The sequence below is a fragment of the Pseudoalteromonas sp. TB41 genome (genome assembly GCF_000497975.1).
GTDB classification, from domain to species: domain Bacteria; phylum Pseudomonadota; class Gammaproteobacteria; order Enterobacterales; family Alteromonadaceae; genus Pseudoalteromonas; species Pseudoalteromonas tetraodonis.
In genome coordinates this window covers 111,558-130,475 of record NZ_AUTH01000087.1, presented here as the reverse complement: position 1 = coordinate 130,475, position 18,918 = coordinate 111,558, and the positions used below count along the sequence as shown (strand labels likewise).

The 18,918-nt window shown below is 45.3% G+C and carries 4 protein-coding genes; all 4 read left to right on the top strand.

Annotated elements, in window-relative coordinates; all coding sequences use genetic code 11:
• Positions 1–4: 4 nt before the first annotated feature.
• From L641_RS0114705 to L641_RS0114690, 4 genes are read left to right on the top strand one after another with little or no spacing between them, the layout of a single operon-like run.
• Complete coding sequence (locus L641_RS0114705; protein ID WP_024602291.1) at positions 5–3,493, top strand: non-ribosomal peptide synthetase; 3,489 nt, start codon at positions 5–7, stop codon at positions 3,491–3,493.
• On the top strand, positions 3,490–14,964 hold the full coding sequence (locus tag L641_RS0114700) for a hybrid non-ribosomal peptide synthetase/type I polyketide synthase (protein ID WP_024602290.1): 11,475 nt from the start codon (positions 3,490–3,492) through the stop codon (positions 14,962–14,964). The genes L641_RS0114705 and L641_RS0114700 overlap by 4 nt, the downstream gene beginning before the upstream one ends.
• On the top strand, positions 14,964–17,645 hold the full coding sequence (locus L641_RS22635; RefSeq protein WP_024602289.1) for a condensation domain-containing protein: 2,682 nt from the start codon (positions 14,964–14,966) through the stop codon (positions 17,643–17,645). The genes L641_RS0114700 and L641_RS22635 overlap by 1 nt, the downstream gene beginning before the upstream one ends.
• Positions 17,645–18,649 (top strand): TauD/TfdA family dioxygenase, encoded by a 1,005-nt coding sequence (locus L641_RS0114690; RefSeq protein WP_024602288.1) that lies wholly within the window; start codon positions 17,645–17,647, stop codon positions 18,647–18,649. The genes L641_RS22635 and L641_RS0114690 overlap by 1 nt, the downstream gene beginning before the upstream one ends.
• The last annotated feature ends 269 nt before the right edge of the window (positions 18,650–18,918 follow it).

Below are 18,918 nucleotides of genomic sequence, written 5' to 3'. Positions count from 1 at the left end.
TATCATGGATATTCAAGCAATTTTAACAATGTGCGAACAGCAGTCAGTAAGTTTATCGGTCGAAGAGGGTAATTTACAGGTGTTGTTTGATGACATGCCAACAGATGAGCTTTTACAGCACCTTAGAAGTAACAAGCCGCAAATTATAGAGTTTATGCAACAGCAGCAGACTCATCAGGTTCAAAGTGGCAACCATGTACCATTGGTAGTGTTGGACCGCAAGCTGGGGCGTTTTCCTGTGTCTCATTCACAGCAGCGCATGTGGTTATTGAACAACATGCAAGGCACAGACAACCAAAACAATGTACAGGCAGTTCTTAAGATCAATGGGCCATTGCAAAAAGCCTGTTTGCAGCAAGCGGTAAATAGCATTTTGGCACGTCATGAAATCTTGCGCACCCGTTATGTAGAAAGCGCCGATGGTGTGCAGCAAGAAATTGTCGAAGTTGCAGGTTTACCTCTAATAGAGCATGACTTAATAAAATCCCAGTCCAGTTTAGAAAGTCAAACGGGTATTGCTACTGATGATTTAAACGGCTCAACAGTCGAAGCTATCATAGATAACTGTGCACGCTATGCATTTGATCTTGCCAAGGCACCTTTATTACGGGCCAACCTGATATGCGTGGCAGAACAAGAGCACCTGTTGGCATTAACTTTACCTATGATTGCAGCTGACGGTGAGTCTTTGAAGATTCTTGTTCAAGAAGTCACTAGGCTATACGCAAGTCTGACTGACAAGCAGGCCGCAAACGTAACTATGCCAGAGCTAAGTTTCCAATATGCCGATTACGCTTCTTGGCACCGGGAATATCTGCAAAGCGACGGTGCACAAGCATCATTGCAGTACTGGCGAGATACTTTGGTGGATTTACCCCAGCTACACAGTTTACCAACGGATCACGCTCGTCCAGTGGCTCAGCAGTATGAAGGAGAGGTGCATTCGTTAGCTTGTAATCCAGCCCTAGCTCAAAAGTTAGAAAAGCTGGCAACTAATAATCAAACATCCCTGTTCGTATTGCTGCAAACGGCTTTTGCCTTGTTAGTGGCTCGCTGGAGTAACGAACAACGCATCGTTATAGGTACTCCGGTGGCGGGTAGAACCCAAAGCCAGTTGCAACACAATGTTGGATATTTTGCAAACAACCTAGTGAACTTGACCCAGTTCAGTGATGAGCACACTTTTATTGATGTTCTTAGTGCCAATAAAGTGAGCTTTGCGAATGCTTTAGATCATCAGGATATTCCTTATGAATATTTAGTGGAGAATATCCAGTATACCCGTACCCAAAGCCATACGCCGTTGTTTCAGATCATGTTCCGCTTACAGCACATTAGTGAACAGCTGATACAAACCAAAGATACTGTTTTTAGTCTGTACCCTTACAAACAATCATTGGCAAAATTTGATTTAGATCTTTGTGTCAATCAGTCTGAGTCAGGTTTGAGCTTTAGTTGGACTTACGCCAAAAGTATATTCCAGCAAGCCTCAATTGAACGCTTAAGCGAGGCGTTTATTAAGCTGCTGGAGGGCATTGTTGTCACTCCACAGGCTAATATTTATGACTATCCCATCGCATCGGAATCAGATTTGGCAAAGATAGCCGCTTATAACGATACTGACATTGATTTTGCCGAAACAGTGACCTGTGAAACCTCAATGCATGGTTTATTTATTCAACAGGTAACACGCCAGCCAAGTGCAATTGCAGTTCGAGATCAATACGGTACTGTTAGTTACGAGGCTCTATTGCGCGCAGCTTACGGTTTAGCGCAAAGACTAAAAGAATATGATTTGCAACAGGAAGAGTTGATTGCTGTTCGTTTGCCAAAGGGTAGAGAGCAGGCGATCGCTACACTGGGTATCTTAATGGCGGGAGCAGCCTATTTACCGCTGGAGGAAAACTGGCCAGCAGAGCGCTGTGACAATATTATCAGCCAAGCGGGTTGTCGATTGTTGGTAAGCCATCAGGAATCACCTTTACTTCTTTCTGAAAAACTGACTTGCATTGATGTGCACAGCATTGAGCCTTGTAACGATGAACTAGCATCCATTTTGGAACGCGTTCCCACAGAGGGAATGGCAAGTCAATTGGCTTATGTGATATTTACTTCAGGTTCAACAGGTAAGCCTAAAGGTGTGGCCATTGAGCACGGTATGGCAGTTAACACCCTGTTGGATATTAACCGCAAATATAGTGTCACTGAGAAAGATAGTGTATTGGCAGTATCTGCCCTGAGTTTTGACTTGTCGGTGTATGACTTATTTGGTTTGTTGGCTGCCGGTGGTGAAGTAATTTACCCCAATGACCACAAAGCCTCAGATCCTAATGAGTGGATGCAGTTACTAGAACAGCACAACATTACCTTGTGGAATAGCGTGCCAGCCTCTGCTGATCTGCTGACGCTACAATTTGAGATGGCAGGGCGTGTTAGTACAGCACCATTGCGCATCGTGATGATGAGTGGTGACTGGATCCCGACTGGGTTGCCAAGCAGACTCTGGCAGCGATTTGAACAGGCTAAGGTATACAGTCTTGGAGGCGCAACGGAAGGCTCTATTTGGTCTATTCATTATCCTATCACGCAAGACTGTAGCAACCTTCCCAGCGTGCCCTACGGTATGCCGCTGGCGAACCAGTACTTTTATGTTCTTAACAAGGCACTACAGCCTGTGCCACTGGGATGTCAGGGCGATTTGTATATTGGCGGTAAAGGTGTGGCCCGAGAGTATTTTAATGACTCTCAAAGAACCCAAGGGAGTTTCATTTGGCATGAGAGATTACAACAGCGTCTATACAAAACCGGTGACCTTGGGCGGCTGCTGAGTGAGGGCTACATTGAATTTCTTGGACGCAGTGATAATCAGGTGAAAATATTGGGCTTCAGAATCGAAATGGGAGAAATTGAAGCCCAACTAAGCAGTGCTGAGCAAATTGAAAAAGCGGTTGTCATAGCGCTAGGCGAGCGCCAAGACAAGAAACTGGTCGCTTACATTGTGCCGACACTAGAGCATCGTCAAGCTGATGAGGAACAGTTCCTGATCCGGGCCATGCAGGAGCGTTTGGCAGTAACATTGCCCGCTTATATGATGCCCAGCGCTTTTGTGGTATTGCACGAATTACCGCTGACAGCAAATGGCAAGTTGGACTTAAAAGCCCTACCTGAAGCTCACTTTTTTGCACCTACTCAGATGGAGGCAGCGCAAACCGACACTGAGCAGCAGTTAGCGAATATTTGGAAGGCTATCTTAGGGGTAGATGAAATCTGCGTGGCGGCTAACTTTTTTGAGTTGGGAGGAAACTCCTTGCAATTGTCTCGTCTTATCTATGAAGCACAAGAAGCCTTTCAGGTGGAGCTTAATATGATGGAAGTGTTTGAACTCGCCACCATTCGCACTATCGCACAATGCATTGATGACAAGTTGTTGAGTCAAAAATTGTCCTCTATTGAGTTAGATGAACAAAGACAAGAACAGGAAGTGTTAATATGATGTCAACTCTGCATAAATTGATTAGTCAGTGCATTGATTTAAATATTGGGTTTGAGCTGGCACAAGACAACATTCGAGTTGTAGGCAACAAAGCTGCTTTAACCCCAGAGTTGTTGCAAGAAATCAAAGCGCAAAAGCCGCATTTGTTGGAATGGTTAAGGGCAAGAGATAACAGTCCTGCCAAGATGAATCAGCGTATTTCTCGTAGAGCCGATTTGGAAGGGCCGGTGCCTTTGTCTTTGACACAGCAGCGAGTGTGGTTAGCTGAACAGTTTAACGATAATAGCAGTCAGTACAATATTTCCGGTGCTATTAAATTGGATGGTCAGCTGTGTATCGATGCGGTGCAGTTTGCGTTGGATAATATACTAAAGCGACACAGTATTTTTCGCAGTGTGTACAGTAGCAGCGAAGACCAAGCTTACATGCGCATTCAGGAGGTGGAGAGTGTACCACTTCCGATAATTGATTTAAGTGCAGATGTAAGCGCAGATAATGAGAGTGACTTACGACAACAACTCAGAAATACTCTTTCAAAATTAGCTAACGAGCCGTTTGATTTAAGCTGTGACCTTAGTCTTCGCTGTCATTTACTAAAACTTAGTGAAGACTCTTATATATTGCTAAGTGTGATGCATCATATCGCCTCGGACGCTTTGTCACTGGGTATCTTTACCCACGAGTTTGCGGTGCTGTACCAAGCGTATGTGGAAGCACAGCAAAAGTCTTTACCGGTGCAGCAACCATTACCACCACTGGAAATTGACTATGCCGACTTTGCCCTGTGGCAAAGAGAACATAACACTGAAGATAATTTAAAACAGCAAATTGCCTACTGGGAAAAGCAGCTAGATGGTATTCCTATGGTACACGAACTACCGTTGGATCACCCCAGAAGTAAATATTCAAATCGCGAAGGTCATGTGTTGGTACAGGACATCCCTAAAGCACTTTTGAATAAGTTGCAGCACTTTGCCAACCAGCACGAAGTGACTTTGTTCATGCTGTTGGAAACTTGTTTTGCCTTGTTGTTATCCCGTTTTAGTGGCCAAAACGACATAGTGTTGGGAACACCTATCGCAGGCCGTACGCAAAAACAATTAGCACCCTTGATTGGATTTTTTATCAATAATGTTGCTTTGCGCACTCAGTTGGATAATGAAACCAGCTTTTTGTCTTTGTTGCAGCAAAACAAGCAAATGATATTGCAGGCATTTAAGCACCAGCAGGTGCCATTTGACATGTTGATCCCAAAACTGGTGGACGAACGACAAGATAGCTTTGCACCAGTATTTCAAATTGTGTTTGGGTTACAACAGGTAAGTGATGCTGAAAAATCTCAATCTTCAAATTTCCAATTGCCAGGTTTACAATTAAGTCATATAGATGCTTCACAAAATCAGGTGAAGTATGATCTGGAGCTTACCGCCTTCGTACAGTCTGATAACCTGTTGTTAAACTGGAGTTACGCGACTGCGCTGTTCTCTTTTGAAACGATTGCGAGATTATCACGCAGCTTTCACTGCTTGTTGGAAGCTGTGATAGCTACGCCAGAGGCTTTAACGAGTACTCTGCCCGTTATCTCTGAATCTGATCGTGCATTTTTACAGGACGTTAATTGCAACCCGCAGGACTACCCAAAGCAGTCTACTGTTATGGAGCTGATCCGCAAGCAGAGCGAGCGGCACCCGCATCGTATTGCGCTAAGCTATGTGGCAAAAGAGGGCATACCGGGGCTGCAACTCTCTTACGCCCAGATGCAGCGGAAAATTGATTTACTCAGTAACTACCTCATCGACGAAGGTATAGAACCGCAACAGCGCGTAGGTGTGCTTATCGACCCGTCATTGCATCTAACGGTTGCCGTTTTAGCCATAGCTCAGGCTGGGGCTGTGTACGTGCCACTGGACTCACAGGCTCCCTCTGAACGACTAGATTTTATTCTCAAAGACGCTGGCATTGAACAGGTTATTTGTGTTTCTGATGTTTTGGCCAAGTGTCCTCTACCAAACACCGATGTGTTATTAATTGATGAGATGTTGGAAGATGACTGGCTGGAGGAATACGCCGAGGATACCTTTCACCTTGAGGTCAAAGTGACGCCACAGGATTTATTGTATGTGCTTTATACATCAGGTTCCACTGGCCAACCCAAGGGGGTAAAAGTTCCCCACTACAGCGTGATAAATTACTTATCTCACGCACTTGAAAGCTACATGGAAGATGACTTTCAAGGGGCTGTAATGAGCTCCCCACTGAGCTTCGATGCAACGGTAACCACCTTTTTCACACCTTTATTGGCTGCTAAGCAACTGGTTATTCTTAACCAAGAACAGGAGGAGTTGTATCAACAACTCTGTCACTACTTGTTTAAAGGTGATGGACAGTGGTTGTTTAAACTCACACCAGCCCATTTAGATTGGTTAGCACAGGCGGGCCTTAGTAGCACTACCAGACACCATATCGTCCTAGGAGGAGAGCAGTTAACGGTTGCCACACTTATGCCTTGGAAACGTGAATTGTTACCAGACAGTATATTCACTAACGAATACGGTCCCACGGAAACAGCGGTGGGCTGCTGTATTTACACTGTTAATCAACTGAGTGATATTCCTAGTGACAAAGTGGCTGTGCCCATCGGCAAGCCAATTGCTAATACCCAGCTTTACGTGATTAACGATGAAAAACTCGCGCCAGTTGGGGCGGTGGGAGAGTTATTGATTTGTGGTGATGGTGTCACCGAGGGGTATTTAAACAGGGATGAGCTGACCCAAGAAAAATTTGGTAGCACTATCCCCAATGTGACGGAACAGCGCTTTTATCGCACAGGAGATAGGGTTCGCTATTTAACGGACGGTAGCTTGGAATTTGTCGGACGCATGGATGACCAGGTTAAAATCCGAGGGTTCAGAATTGAGTTAGGCGAAATAGAATCGTTGCTACTAAAAGATTCGGGTGTGCAGCAGGCGAAAGTTTTGGTCTCGGGCAGTGGTAGTGACAAACAACTAAGAGCCTTTGTGGTGCCCAGCGGTGAACAACCTACAACGTGTGACGAGCTGTTTGCACGGATGCAAGCAAGCTTGCCTCCAGTTATGGTACCTACAAGCATTAAATTCTTGCCGGAACTGCCTTTGACAGCTAACGGCAAGGTAGACAGCAAAGCTTTACAGCAGCTATCCACTGACACTATTCCAGCAAAGCTGGCAGAACCGCAAACTGCTGCCCAGCGTAAAATGTTGGCGTTGTGGCAACAGTTATTACCGGCTGAATTTCTGAACCTGACCGATAGCTTCTTCCGTCAGGGGGGGCATTCATTATTAGCTATGCGCCTCATTAGCGCTATCAGCAAGTCCTTCGGTGTAGCTTTGACTTTGTCGCAGTTGTATGAATACAACAGCATTGAAAAATTGGCTCAGTTAGTGGAGGCCGTTGAGGGCTCTGGCGTGACTAGAATTGCCAAGGTTGATCGAAGTAAAGCTAAGCACATACATCTTCAAAGTGAGCTTGATGATATTGCGCTACTGCCTTTGTCCTTTTCACAACAGCGTTTGTGGTTTATCGATCAGCTTGGTAAAGGCAGTGCTCAGTACAACATGCCAATATCTTATCGAATTAAGGGTAACCTCAATACCCACGTGCTGCAGAAGGTCTTTAATACCATATTCTCCCGCCATGAAATTCTGCGTACTGTGTACTTAACGCATGAAGAGCAGGTGTATCAGCGAGTGCTGGCGGATGAGGCTGAACCTTTGTTCACTATGGATTTGACGCAGCTTGATGACCAGACAAAGCAGCAAAGAATCAAAGATTTTCTTCAATCTGAAGCTGAGACTCCATTTGATCTTAGTTGTGATCGCATGATGCGACCTAGATTGCTAACACTGGCACCACAGGAATACATACTGACTCTTACAACACATCACATTGCATCAGATGGTTGGTCAGAAGAAATCCTTGCCACTGAATTTGAGCTGCTCTACCGAGCTTATCTGGCAGGGGAAGAAAACCCACTTCAAGCAGTGGATATTCAGTATGCGGATTTTTCTGCGTGGCAGCGTAGTGAGCTAAACCATAAAAAACTGGAAGAGGATCTGCAATTTTGGCAAGGCCATCATGCGACTAGTCCAACTCTGCACGCTTTGCCTTTGGACAAGAAGCGCCCAGCAAAACAACAATTTGAAGGCGCTCAGTTCTCTAGATTGCTATCTCTTGAGGTTGCAGATCAACTGGACAGTTTTGCGCGATATCACGACACTACACTGTTTGTCGTATTACACAGTGCTTTTGCCTTGCTGTTGAGTAAATGGAGTCGGGAAAAAGAGATTGTGATAGGTGTACCAGTCGCTGGGCGAAACCATCCTGATGTAGATAATTTGATCGGCTTTTTCGTCAACTCCATCGCTTTACACTCTAGTGTCCATCTCGAACACAGCTTTGAGACCTTAGTGCAACAACACAAGGACATGACCGAGGCGGCATTTCGCCATCAGGATGTGCCCTTTGATATGTTGGTTGAGCACTTGAATGTACCTCGCAGCCCAAGCTATACACCGCTGTTTCAGATCATGTTCAGCCTGCAAAATCAGGCTATGAAAAACCCACAATTTAACGCTGCGCAAAAACAAGTGGCAGACTTGGTGTTTGAGAGTCAGTGGGATGGTAATGTTGGCAGTAAATTTGATTTAGAGCTAATGTCCACTCTGGATGAGCGGGGGTTATGGTTAAATTGGAACTATGCCACTAGTTTGTTTGAGGCCAGTACAATTGAAAGCCTCGCGTTAAGTTTTGAGTGCTTAATAAGCCAATTATTAGCGTCACCTCAACAGCCGGTTAAGCAACTTAACTTTCTTGAATATACCGATTTTCAAAAACAAAAATGTCTTGCCAGTGGACCTGCAACGACTACACCAAAAACTCATATTATTGATTCCTTTAGCGCCATTGTTAAGCAGCACTCACAGGCTATAGCATTGCAAGATAGTGATGGACAGATAACCTTTGCTCAGCTGGAGCAACGCAGTAATCAGCTGGCCAACTGGTTGATGCAACAAGGCATTGGAGCAGGTTGCATAGTGGCTTTAGCCCTGCCGCCTTCGATTGCTCAGGTATATGGTCTGTTGGCTATTATGAAAACGGGTGCCGCTTATCTTCCGCTAGAAACATCATTACCTGAAGCGCGTTTGCAGTATATTGTAGAGGATAGCCAAGCTAAATTAATACTTACTGACACCTCAAGCGTTAGCAAGTTTGAAGAGATTGCCGTTCAAAAAGCGTGCATTGATGATACTCATTTGTTTAGTGACTTACCTGTTACAGCGTGTAAAACGACGTTGAGTTTACAGGATATATGTTATGTGATTTATACCTCCGGAACGACTGGAAACCCAAAAGGTGTAAAGGTCTTGCACGAAGGTTTGAGCAACTACCTAGAGCACGTGACAGAGCGTTATTTTGAAGAGGATACCTGCGGTGCGGTAATGAGCTCAACGTTGAGCTTTGACGCCACAGTAACCACATTGTTTGGCGCTTTACTGACGGGTAAACCTTTGCACATTTTGGACTTGTCTGATGCCTCAATGCTTGCCTCTCAGCTGGAGCAATACCTGTTTCACGATGGCCGTTCATGGCTGTTCAAATTGACTCCTTCACATTTACATTGGTTGCGAGAATGCGGCTTAACTAGATCTACCCGGCATACTATTGTTTTGGGTGGCGAGCAATTAACTAGCAATTGCTTGTTGCCTTGGAAGCAAACATTGCTTCCTGAAGCTGTGTTTGTTAATGAATACGGTCCAACCGAAACTGTTGTTGGCTGCTGCGTCCATTTTGTTCGTACTTTGCAAGATCTTGATGTCAGTCGCGATACCGTAGCCATTGGCAAACCTATTCAAAATACCCAGTTATGGCTTTTGGATAACGACAACTCAGTACCTTTTGGTTGCGTAGGAGAGCTGTATATTGGTGGTCAGGGTCTCGCCCAAGGCTACCTTAATCGAGAAGGGCTTACAAAGGAGAGGTTTGTCACACTAAGCATCGGGCAGAATATGTCACCAGCAGCAACGGTGCAGCCTGAACGACTGTATCGTACTGGTGACTTGGTACGTTATCGAGATGACGGCAATCTAGAATATTTAGGTCGGACCGATGAACAGGTGAAGATCCGAGGCTTTCGAATTGAACTGGGCGAAGTAGAGTCAGCATTGGAACGTCATGAATCAGTAGCACAAGCTTGTGTGCTGGTAGCAGGAAGCGGATCAGACAAGCGACTGGTAGCTTATTTACTGTTGACTTCGCAAAATGACAAAGCTAGCGCTGATGATGTCTCGGTAAGCGTTCGTGAAGTACAGCTGTGGCTTAGAACACAACTAGCCGAATATATGATACCTGCACAATTTTTAGCTTTAGAGGCGTTTCCTCTAACACAAAATGGCAAGGTAGACAAAGCTGCACTGCTGACCTTAAATCCGGCTGATACTTTCGATTTACCTGAGCACGGCAATGATACGGAAATACAGCAAGGGTTAGAGCAGCAGCTCAGCGATATCTGGTGTGAACTATTGCAATTAGAGCGGGTTAGCCGCAATGCCAACTTCTTCGAAATTGGTGGCAACTCAGTATTGAGTATGCAATTGAAAAGCCGTATCGAAAAAACCACCGGATTATCGCTGGAACTTACAGAACTGTTTGAATTCCCAACCATTAAGCGCTTAGCGGCACACTTACAAAGCACACAATCCGATAGTGATGGGACAATACAGCAACAGAAGTCTGGTAAGTCGAGCGGGAATACGCAGCAAGTGGATGAGGATATTGCCATTATTGGCATGGGTCTTCGCTTCCCTGACGCTAATAATCCCTCTGAGTTTTGGGATAACGTGCGCAGTGGCAAGGAATCCCTGCAAGTGTTTAGCGAACAGGAGTTGCTGGATTCCGGTGTGAATAAGGACACTATCGATAATCCCCGCTACGTCAAATCAGGTACATTACTGGATAAAATAGATAAATTTGATGCGGACTATTTCTCCATGACACCCAGAGAAGCAGAGATTATGGATCCACAGCAGCGCTTGTTATTCGAGTGTGCCGTTGAAGCCCTCGAACAGGCGGGTTATGGCGATGATACCCAGGCGCGTCATGTGGGCGTATTTGTGGGGGCTGCTGAGAGCAGTTATCTAGTGCAAAACCTAATGAGCAATGAATCATTGATGCGCAACATGGGCTTGCAGGTCATGCATGCAAATAGTTCCGCATACAGCGCTACTCGTCTGTCTTACAAACTCAACTTGACGGGGCCAAGTATAAATGTTGTCACTGCGTGCTCTACTTCTTTGGTCGCGGTACATCAAGCGTGCAGTAGCCTGCGTATGGGAGAAGCTGACATGATGTTGGCGGGCGGCGTTGGAGTATCCTTGCTCAATAAACAGGGCTATTGGTACGAAGAAGGTGGAATTGTCTCAGCTGATGGGCATTGTCGTGCATTTTCAGAAGACGCTGGTGGCACTCGTGCTGGGAATGGAGCCGGTTTGGTGGTGCTTAAAAGGCTTAAAGATGCCCTCAGAGATAAAGACACCATCTACAGTGTCATTAAGGGAAGTGCGGTGAATAACGATGGGGCCTTAAAGGTTGGCTTTACCGCCCCGAGCATTCAGGGACAAAGTCAGGTTATCGAAAATGCGCTAACTCAGGCAAAAATACCTGCCGATAGTGTTGGCTATGTGGAAACGCACGGTACAGGGACCCCATTGGGAGATCCTATTGAAATAAAAGCGTTGAGCCGAGCATTTAACAGTGGGCGATATCAGCATTGTGCACTGGGCACTCTTAAACCCAACATTGGACACCTTGACACCGCCGCAGGCGTCGCTGGGCTTATCAAAGCAGCATTAGTGGTGAAAAACGGGGAGTTACCTTCTTGTATTAATGTTGGTCAAAGTAACAGCAAAATTGATTTTGCAAATACGCCGTTTTATTTGAATACTGAGCACAGAGCTTGGCCCGAGTCATCATATCCTCGTAGAGCAGGTGTTAGCTCCTTTGGTATCGGTGGCACGAATGCTCACGTGGTATTGGAGCAAGCTCCAGAATCATATAATGATAAAGGACAACTCTCAGCTCCGCTCAAGCGTAGTACCCAATTGTTGACACTTAGTGCGAAAACACCAGAGGCCTTGGCTGAGCTAAAACAGCGTATGGCAGATCATCTTGAAGTTGCCTGCGATACAGTGTCGATGGCAGATATTGCCTACACCTTACAGGTGGGGCGTTCGGCTCATCAATATCGTTATTCGTTAGTGGCGCAACCGAACGTAGAAGTCACAATTAAAAAGCTAAGAGCCAACACATCGCAAAAGGCTGCGGCGCTTGATGAACCGCAAGCCGTATTTATGTTTCCAGGGCAAGGCTCTCAGTATCTAGAGATGGCTAAAGGCTTATTGACCAACGAGCCTTATTTTGCCGAGGTGTTTAACCTCTGTTGTGACCTGTTTGAAGAACATTTAGAAGCCGATCTTCGTTCTGTTATATACCCAGCCTCCGGTAGTGATGAAGCAAAACAAAGTCACTTTGAAAAACTGAATGACACATGCTGGGCACAACCTGCTATTTTTAGTTTGGAATACAGCCTTGCCATGCTATTAAAGCATTGGGGTATTCAGCCGAAAGTGGTGTTGGGTCATAGTATTGGTGAATATGTGGCTGCATGTATTGCTGGCGTGTTCTCTATCGAGGATGCGGTTCGAGTTGTTTCGGCAAGAGCTAAGCTGATGCAAAGCACTGCGCCTGGTAACATGTTTAGTGTCAGAGCTAAGAGTGACACGGTCGCGGCACTTATATCAGGTATCGCTGAAATTGCGGCAATCAATAGTCCTGAGCATTGCGTTGTCTCAGTATCTAAATGTGCTACAGATGAGCTGCTGGATATATTGCGCAGCAGTGAGCTTGAATATCGTTCACTGGCGACCTCGCATGCCTTTCACTCAGCATTAATGGATCCGATTTTGGCCCCCTTTAAAGCTGTGCTAGAAGAGGTAAACTTTACCGCACCACAATGCTTGGTGTATTCCAACCTGACAGGGAAACCTGCTTCAGGTGATGACCTAGTTACCCCACAATACTGGATTGATCATTTAAGACAAACGGTACAGTTTTCCCAAAGCATTCAGAGTGTGATGGATACCACGGAACCTTATGTGTTGATTGAAGTAGGTGCTGGTATTGGGTTGAGTACTCTAGCTCGCAAGCACTCAGCGCAAGGTGCTATGTCCATCGTCTCTACTATGCGTCATGTTCAACAGGAGTTGCCAGACGAACATGTTCTGTGGCAGGCGATTGGAGAACTTTGGTGTTCGGGCATTAAGCTTGATTGGCAACAAATACATCAAGGGCAATCATGTCATCGTGTACCGCTACCTACTTACCCTTTCCAGCGAAAGCGCTACTGGATAGATAAAAAAGACGATAAGTCAGCTACAACTAAACTGGCGAAACGGTCATTGGATAATTGGTTTTATACCCCAGCTTGGCAACGTAAACCGTTACTGGCTGCTAAGCCGTTGCCGACAGGCGAAGCTGAAAACTGGTTGATGATTTCTCAAAACCCCCAGTTGCTGGAGGCGATGGTTAACGTGCCTAGTTTATCAGCGCTGAATATTTTGCCAGTTGTACTACAAGAACTGACGGCAACACATGACCAAAGCATCCGTGCTACCGTTTCTGGCTTCAGTCATCATGTGATACGAAAGGGCATTAAAGACGACTACTTGCAGTTGCGTCAGCAGTTGGCTGAAAATGGCCATGAAGTTCACCGAATTATTGACCTCTCCAGTCTTGAGTTGTCGCGGGAGTTGATTTGTCAAAACACAGTCAATAACGAGAACTTTACACCAGAACAGCAAGTTTGCTCTGTAGGTAGTGGCCAAATTAATCACTTATTGAACCTAGTGCAGGTATTTAATAGCGTCACTGCTCAGTTATGTGTCCTGACTCAAGGAGCAGAGGTGGTATTGGGGGATGAAACTACTTCAGCCCTTGCTGCACTGGTATCAGGTTTTAGTAAAGTGGTACCTCAAGAGTACCCGGCGTTGACGGTTCGTCAGCTTGACTTTGATAAGCTGGATTTTGACCTGCCAGATATGTCGGCGGATGTATTTGCACAGAAACTTAAAGCGGATTTGTTGAGTGATTGTAACGATGCGTTTGTAGCATTTCGTCATGGACAGCGCTGGCTGAAGCAGTTTAGTCAAGAATCGCTTCAATGGGATAGCCAAATAAATACCTATGAAAGTGTCAACCTTCATCCCGTTAAGGTCAGAGAAAAAGGTGTCTATTTGATCACCGGTGGGCTTGGTCAAATCGGCCTGACTTTAGCAAATCACATAGCTGAACAAGCACCCGGAGCTAGATTGATTTTAACCACTACCAGTCAGTTCCCTGCTGAGCATGAGTGGAAGGCTTTACTTGATGATGCTAAGAGGAATAGAGCATTGAGAGAAAAAGTGTCAGCAGTACAATCGCTGCGTGAAGCTGGAGCTGAAGTATTGGTGCGCCAAGCTGATGTAGCTAATATGACTCAAATGCAGCATGTCATACAGGACATTGATGAGTTGTTTGGCCAGTTGCATGGGGTTATTCATTGTGCTGGCAAGGTGCATGGGTCTATGCAAGGAATTGGAGAGCTTACGCCTGAAGATGTGGCGCTTCAGTTTAGTGCCAAAGTACAGGGGACTATGGTACTGGCTCACCTGTTAGAAAAGCAGACTGTGGATTTTTGCATGGTGATGTCTTCATTATCCAGCGTATTAGGTGGACTAGGGTTTGCTGCTTATGCTGCCGCTAATGCCTTCTTGGATACCTTTGTACAGCAACAGCATCAGGCCGGTCATGTTCATTGGTTGGCTGTTAATTGGGATGGTTGGCACTTCAATGAACAGGAAAATGAAAGTTCTGATACAGTCCGCTTTAGCATTTCTGCCCGAGAAGGAGCCAGAGCGTTCAGTTATGCCCTCAATTTTGTGGGCACACCGCAAGTAATAGTGTCCGTACCTGATTTGCAACCAAGATTGGCTCAGTGGGTGAACAACTCTACTGTACGTAGCAATAACACTGAGATGGTTAAAGCGACTACTGTGGACAAGGTTGATCTCGACTTTACCAGTTCTGGAAATGTTGTAGAACAAATGCAGGGCGCGCTCATTGCGTTATGGCAGGATATTTTGGGCGTGCAAGACATTAAACCTGATGATCACTTTTTCTCCATTGGCGGAGACTCTCTGTTGGCTACCCGACTGGTGAGTATGATTAGAGAAGCATTTGGCGTTAGTGAAGAAATGTTTTCCATTCGAGACTTTTTTGCCCAGCCAACCATTGAGCAAATTGCTGAGAAATTGCAAGAAGCCAAGACCGATAGCATGCTGAACTTAAAAAAAGCTGAATTGCTACAGGATGTTGAGGAACTAGAGGAAGGGGTGCTGTAATGTCGGATTTAACTCATGAAGCTCGGCGCATCGTCGCCGAGGCGGAAGCGCAAAACATTGTGTTGTATGTTAAGAACAACCAGCTGGCATTTATGGCTGAGCGGGGAAAATTCCCAGACAGTTTGAAGCTGCAAATCAAACACCACAAGCCGGCTATTATTGACTACCTGTTGAGGTGTCAATTGAATGCAAAAGCCAAGCAGCAAACTAAATTGATTGCAAAAGCACCAGCAGATATGGAGTTGCCCTTGTCGTATGCACAACAGGGGTTGTGGTTTATTGACCAGTTAGACGCGGGTAGCAGCCAATATAATGTGCCAGTTACGCTTGAACTAATTGGTGAGTTGCAAGTTACGGCAGTGGAAAGTGCCTTAAATCGTATAGTGCAAAGACATGAGATTTTACGCACCGTGTATAAAGAAGTGGACGGCAGTCCAATACAGCAGGTCATGCCAGCTCAACCTTTTCATCTAGCACAATATGATTTATCTGAAGTACCTGATGTGGAACAATCCAAGCGCATTCAGGAGTATGCACAGGTAGAGCTTCAGCAGCCATTTAACCTCAGTTTAGATCTGATGCTAAGAGGCTGCTTGTTGCGCTTGTCAGAGCAGCAGCATGTACTTTTTTTGACCATGCACCACATCGTATCTGACGGTTGGAGCCAGGGGGTGTTTAGCTATGAATTCACCTCTTTTTATAATGCTTTTTGTCAGGGCCTACCCGATACGCTCCCTGAGCTTGAGATTCAGTACAGTGATTTTGCGTGGTGGCAGCGACATGAAGTAACGCAGGATAAATTAAATGAACAACTCAACTTCTGGCTAGAGCAGTTAGCAGATATTCCTCTGCAACACAGTTTACCGTTAGACAGGCCTAGACCTGTACACCAGCAGTACCACGGCCAAACTTATAGTTGGCAAGTCGATAACCGGGTGTTAGAGCCGCTGAAAGCCTTAGCGGCGGAGTATAAAACTACGTTATTTGTTGTGATCCACAGTGCATTATCGGCTATGCTAGCCCGCTACAGCGGACAGCAGGATATTGTTTTAGGATCGCCGTTAGCGGGTCGGAGCAATAGTCAGTTGTCTCCGCTATTAGGCTACTTTATTAATACTCTGGTGTTTAGAAGCCGCATTGATTTAGATATGACTCCCCGAGATTTGTTGCTGAAAAACAGAGAGTATGCTGTCAATGCTTTTGCAAATCAGGAGTTGCCCTTTGAGTGGTTAGTGGATGCTTTGAGACACCAAAAGTCCTTGAGCCATAGTCCACTGTTTCAAATCATGTTCACTTTACAAAATAATCCTCCTAGTGAGCTGGTATTAGAGGGCTTAGAAGTTGCTCCTTTTAGTACACAAAATAGTATCGTAAAATACGACATGGAATGGGTGGCAGAAGAAACGGCTGCAGGTTTGCAGATGCACTGTAATTACTCGACAGCTTTGTTTGACCGCTCGACAGTGATGCAAATGGCGGAACATTTAGAAGTCATGCTGTTAAGTTTTATAGAACAAGCAGACGACACTATTTGGCGCTTGCCATTGCAAGGGTTAGAGCAAGGGCGAGAAGCGCAGGATCATTGGCAACATTTGAGCTATCCACAAGCTATGGAGGCCGCTTTGAAATGTCGAGGTATTGCACAAAACGCTTTGATTGTGGGGCCAATAGAGCTGGCTCAGAAGATTTGTATTTTACCTAAAAACACGAATACGCAGACCATCGAAATAAAGTCAAAAGCCCAACTACTAGCCGCTATTCCTGATTACCTCACACCAGATGAACTCCTATTTATTGAGTCACCACCAAGCGGTATGACTAAGCGGGACGGAGTGACCATCTTAGAAACTCAGTTTAATGAATGGCACCGTAGGGTGCTTGCGATTAAGCGTAAAGCAATGGCTAGAGCAACTGATTTAAACACCATCACAGGTGGGCAGAGGACGGGGGCGCGAAATAGCGAAACACTTAGTAAGCCTTATAGCAGAGATCAACAGGCTACCCTACAGTTGTGTGCTTTAGTGAGTGATAAATTGCAAAACTCAACATGTAAGCTTGCGATTAGTGAGGGAAGTGCACAGCCTGACTTTAAATCATTACAGTTAAAAATGCTTATAGCCCTACAAGTGTTGTTGCAAATTAGATGGCCAGACCAACCCTGCTTGCTCAAAACGGGTAGTTCCCCTTATTTTTCGACGAATGAGACTCGGTTGCTGTACTTAGATCTAGAATCTAGTACTCAGTTAAAGGATGTTTGTTCGAGTTTTATCACTCAACTTAATAACACTTGCTACTTGCCTCATGATTGGATGTTGGCGCACACAGCGCATGTGCTCCAAGAGCAAGGCCAACAAGTTTTGACAATGGGTTGTTATGCCGTTGATGAGATTGCTCAGGCTGAAACCTCAAAAGAGTTTGGGCTTTTCTATCGCCTTTTCCAAAAGCCAAAGGGCATAGACGGCATCGAATTACATTGGCGTCTTCCTGCCAGCTATAGCACACAGGGCAACCCTGAGAAGTGTCATGAACAATTTCAACTTATTTTAACTAGCGTGCTGGATGCACCCCATCAGACCCTGTCTGATATTCAATGCCTTTTACAACAAGGTACTCAGGCTAAAGTACAAAAAGCCAAACGTTCATTCAAATCTTTCAAAACAGGGTTGACTAAGGAGCTCTAATGAAGTTTGCAAAATGGAAAACTGAAAAAAAAGACAATGCTAGTGCTAACATAGATGCAATCGTAAATCGTTATTTTTTCAAACACGCCCCCAAACTACCTTTGGTATATCACTCCCGATTACCTTCTTATGATCTGAATCGTTGGTATGAGCATAATCGCAGTGTAGTGGAATCGGAGTTAAAGCAATACGGAGCCATTGTATTTCGTGGTTTTCAGATTAAAGACCAGCAAGATTTTTCCCGTTTTACTGAAGTAGCCATTACCCAAAGGGCCGCATATGTTGAAGGAGCGACTCCTCGTACCCACTTAGACGGTGGCATATATACTGCAACTGAATTTCCATCGGATCAGGAAATCGCGCTGCATAACGAGTTATCTTATGTTACCAGCCCGCCGTCCAGACTGGCATTTAGTTGCTTGCAGCCACCCCAAACGGGCGGTCAGACTCAGATCTGTGATGTGCAGGCGGTATTGCGAGCTCTTGATCCGAAAGTCGTTGAGGCTTTTGAGCAAAAAGGCGGTTGGCTACTTAGACGCAACTACCTTGAGGGGTTCGGTCCCACCATCTTTAAAGCCTTTGGTAAGTCTACCTTAGAAGATATAGCCAACTACTGTAAGAGCGTAGACGTATCAATGAAGGTGCTCTCGCCTAAGCATGTTGTTACTGAACAAGTCAGGCCCGCTGTGCATCAACATCCTCAATCTGGACATGACGTCTGGTTCAATCATATCGCCTTTTGGCACCCTTCTAGCCTGTGCCCTAAAGTGCGCGAAGAAATGGATAAGGCGTTTTCAAATGCAGGTTATCCTTATGCCACGTATTATGCTGATGGTTCAGAGATCCCAGAAGAGCACATACAGCATATTCGTCAGGTATACCTTGATAATGAAGTTACCTTTGACTGGAAAAAAGGCGATGTGATGTTGTTGGACAACTGGCAGGTTTCACACGGTCGCAAACCATTCACTGGTAGTCGTCAGGTTTTGGTAGCGATGGGGTAAAAAAGTGTGACAAAATAAGCAATATGGATAGGTACTATTTATCCTTCTATTAACACATGAGGAGTCGTTTGAAAGCACTCCTCATTGAACTCATGCTCTTAATCACGCCATTCAGACTCAATTACACGAAAATAGCCTTAATGCTGTATTGGTAGAGCATTGGCGAACCTCCAAACCATGTTACAGCATATCTATAAACTGCTTGTAATGAATATACAAGCTTGTTCGAGCGTGTTGCTGGATGCAGCAAGTAGCCAGATAAAAGCGTT

Coding starts and splice junctions, on each gene's coding strand:
- L641_RS0114705 (WP_024602291.1), top strand. CDS start 5: ATGGATATTCAAGCAATTTTAACAATGTGCGAACAGCAGTCAGTAAGT.
- L641_RS0114700 (WP_024602290.1), top strand. CDS start 3,490: ATGATGTCAACTCTGCATAAATTGATTAGTCAGTGCATTGATTTAAAT.
- L641_RS22635 (WP_024602289.1), top strand. CDS start 14,964: ATGTCGGATTTAACTCATGAAGCTCGGCGCATCGTCGCCGAGGCGGAA.
- L641_RS0114690 (WP_024602288.1), top strand. CDS start 17,645: ATGAAGTTTGCAAAATGGAAAACTGAAAAAAAAGACAATGCTAGTGCT.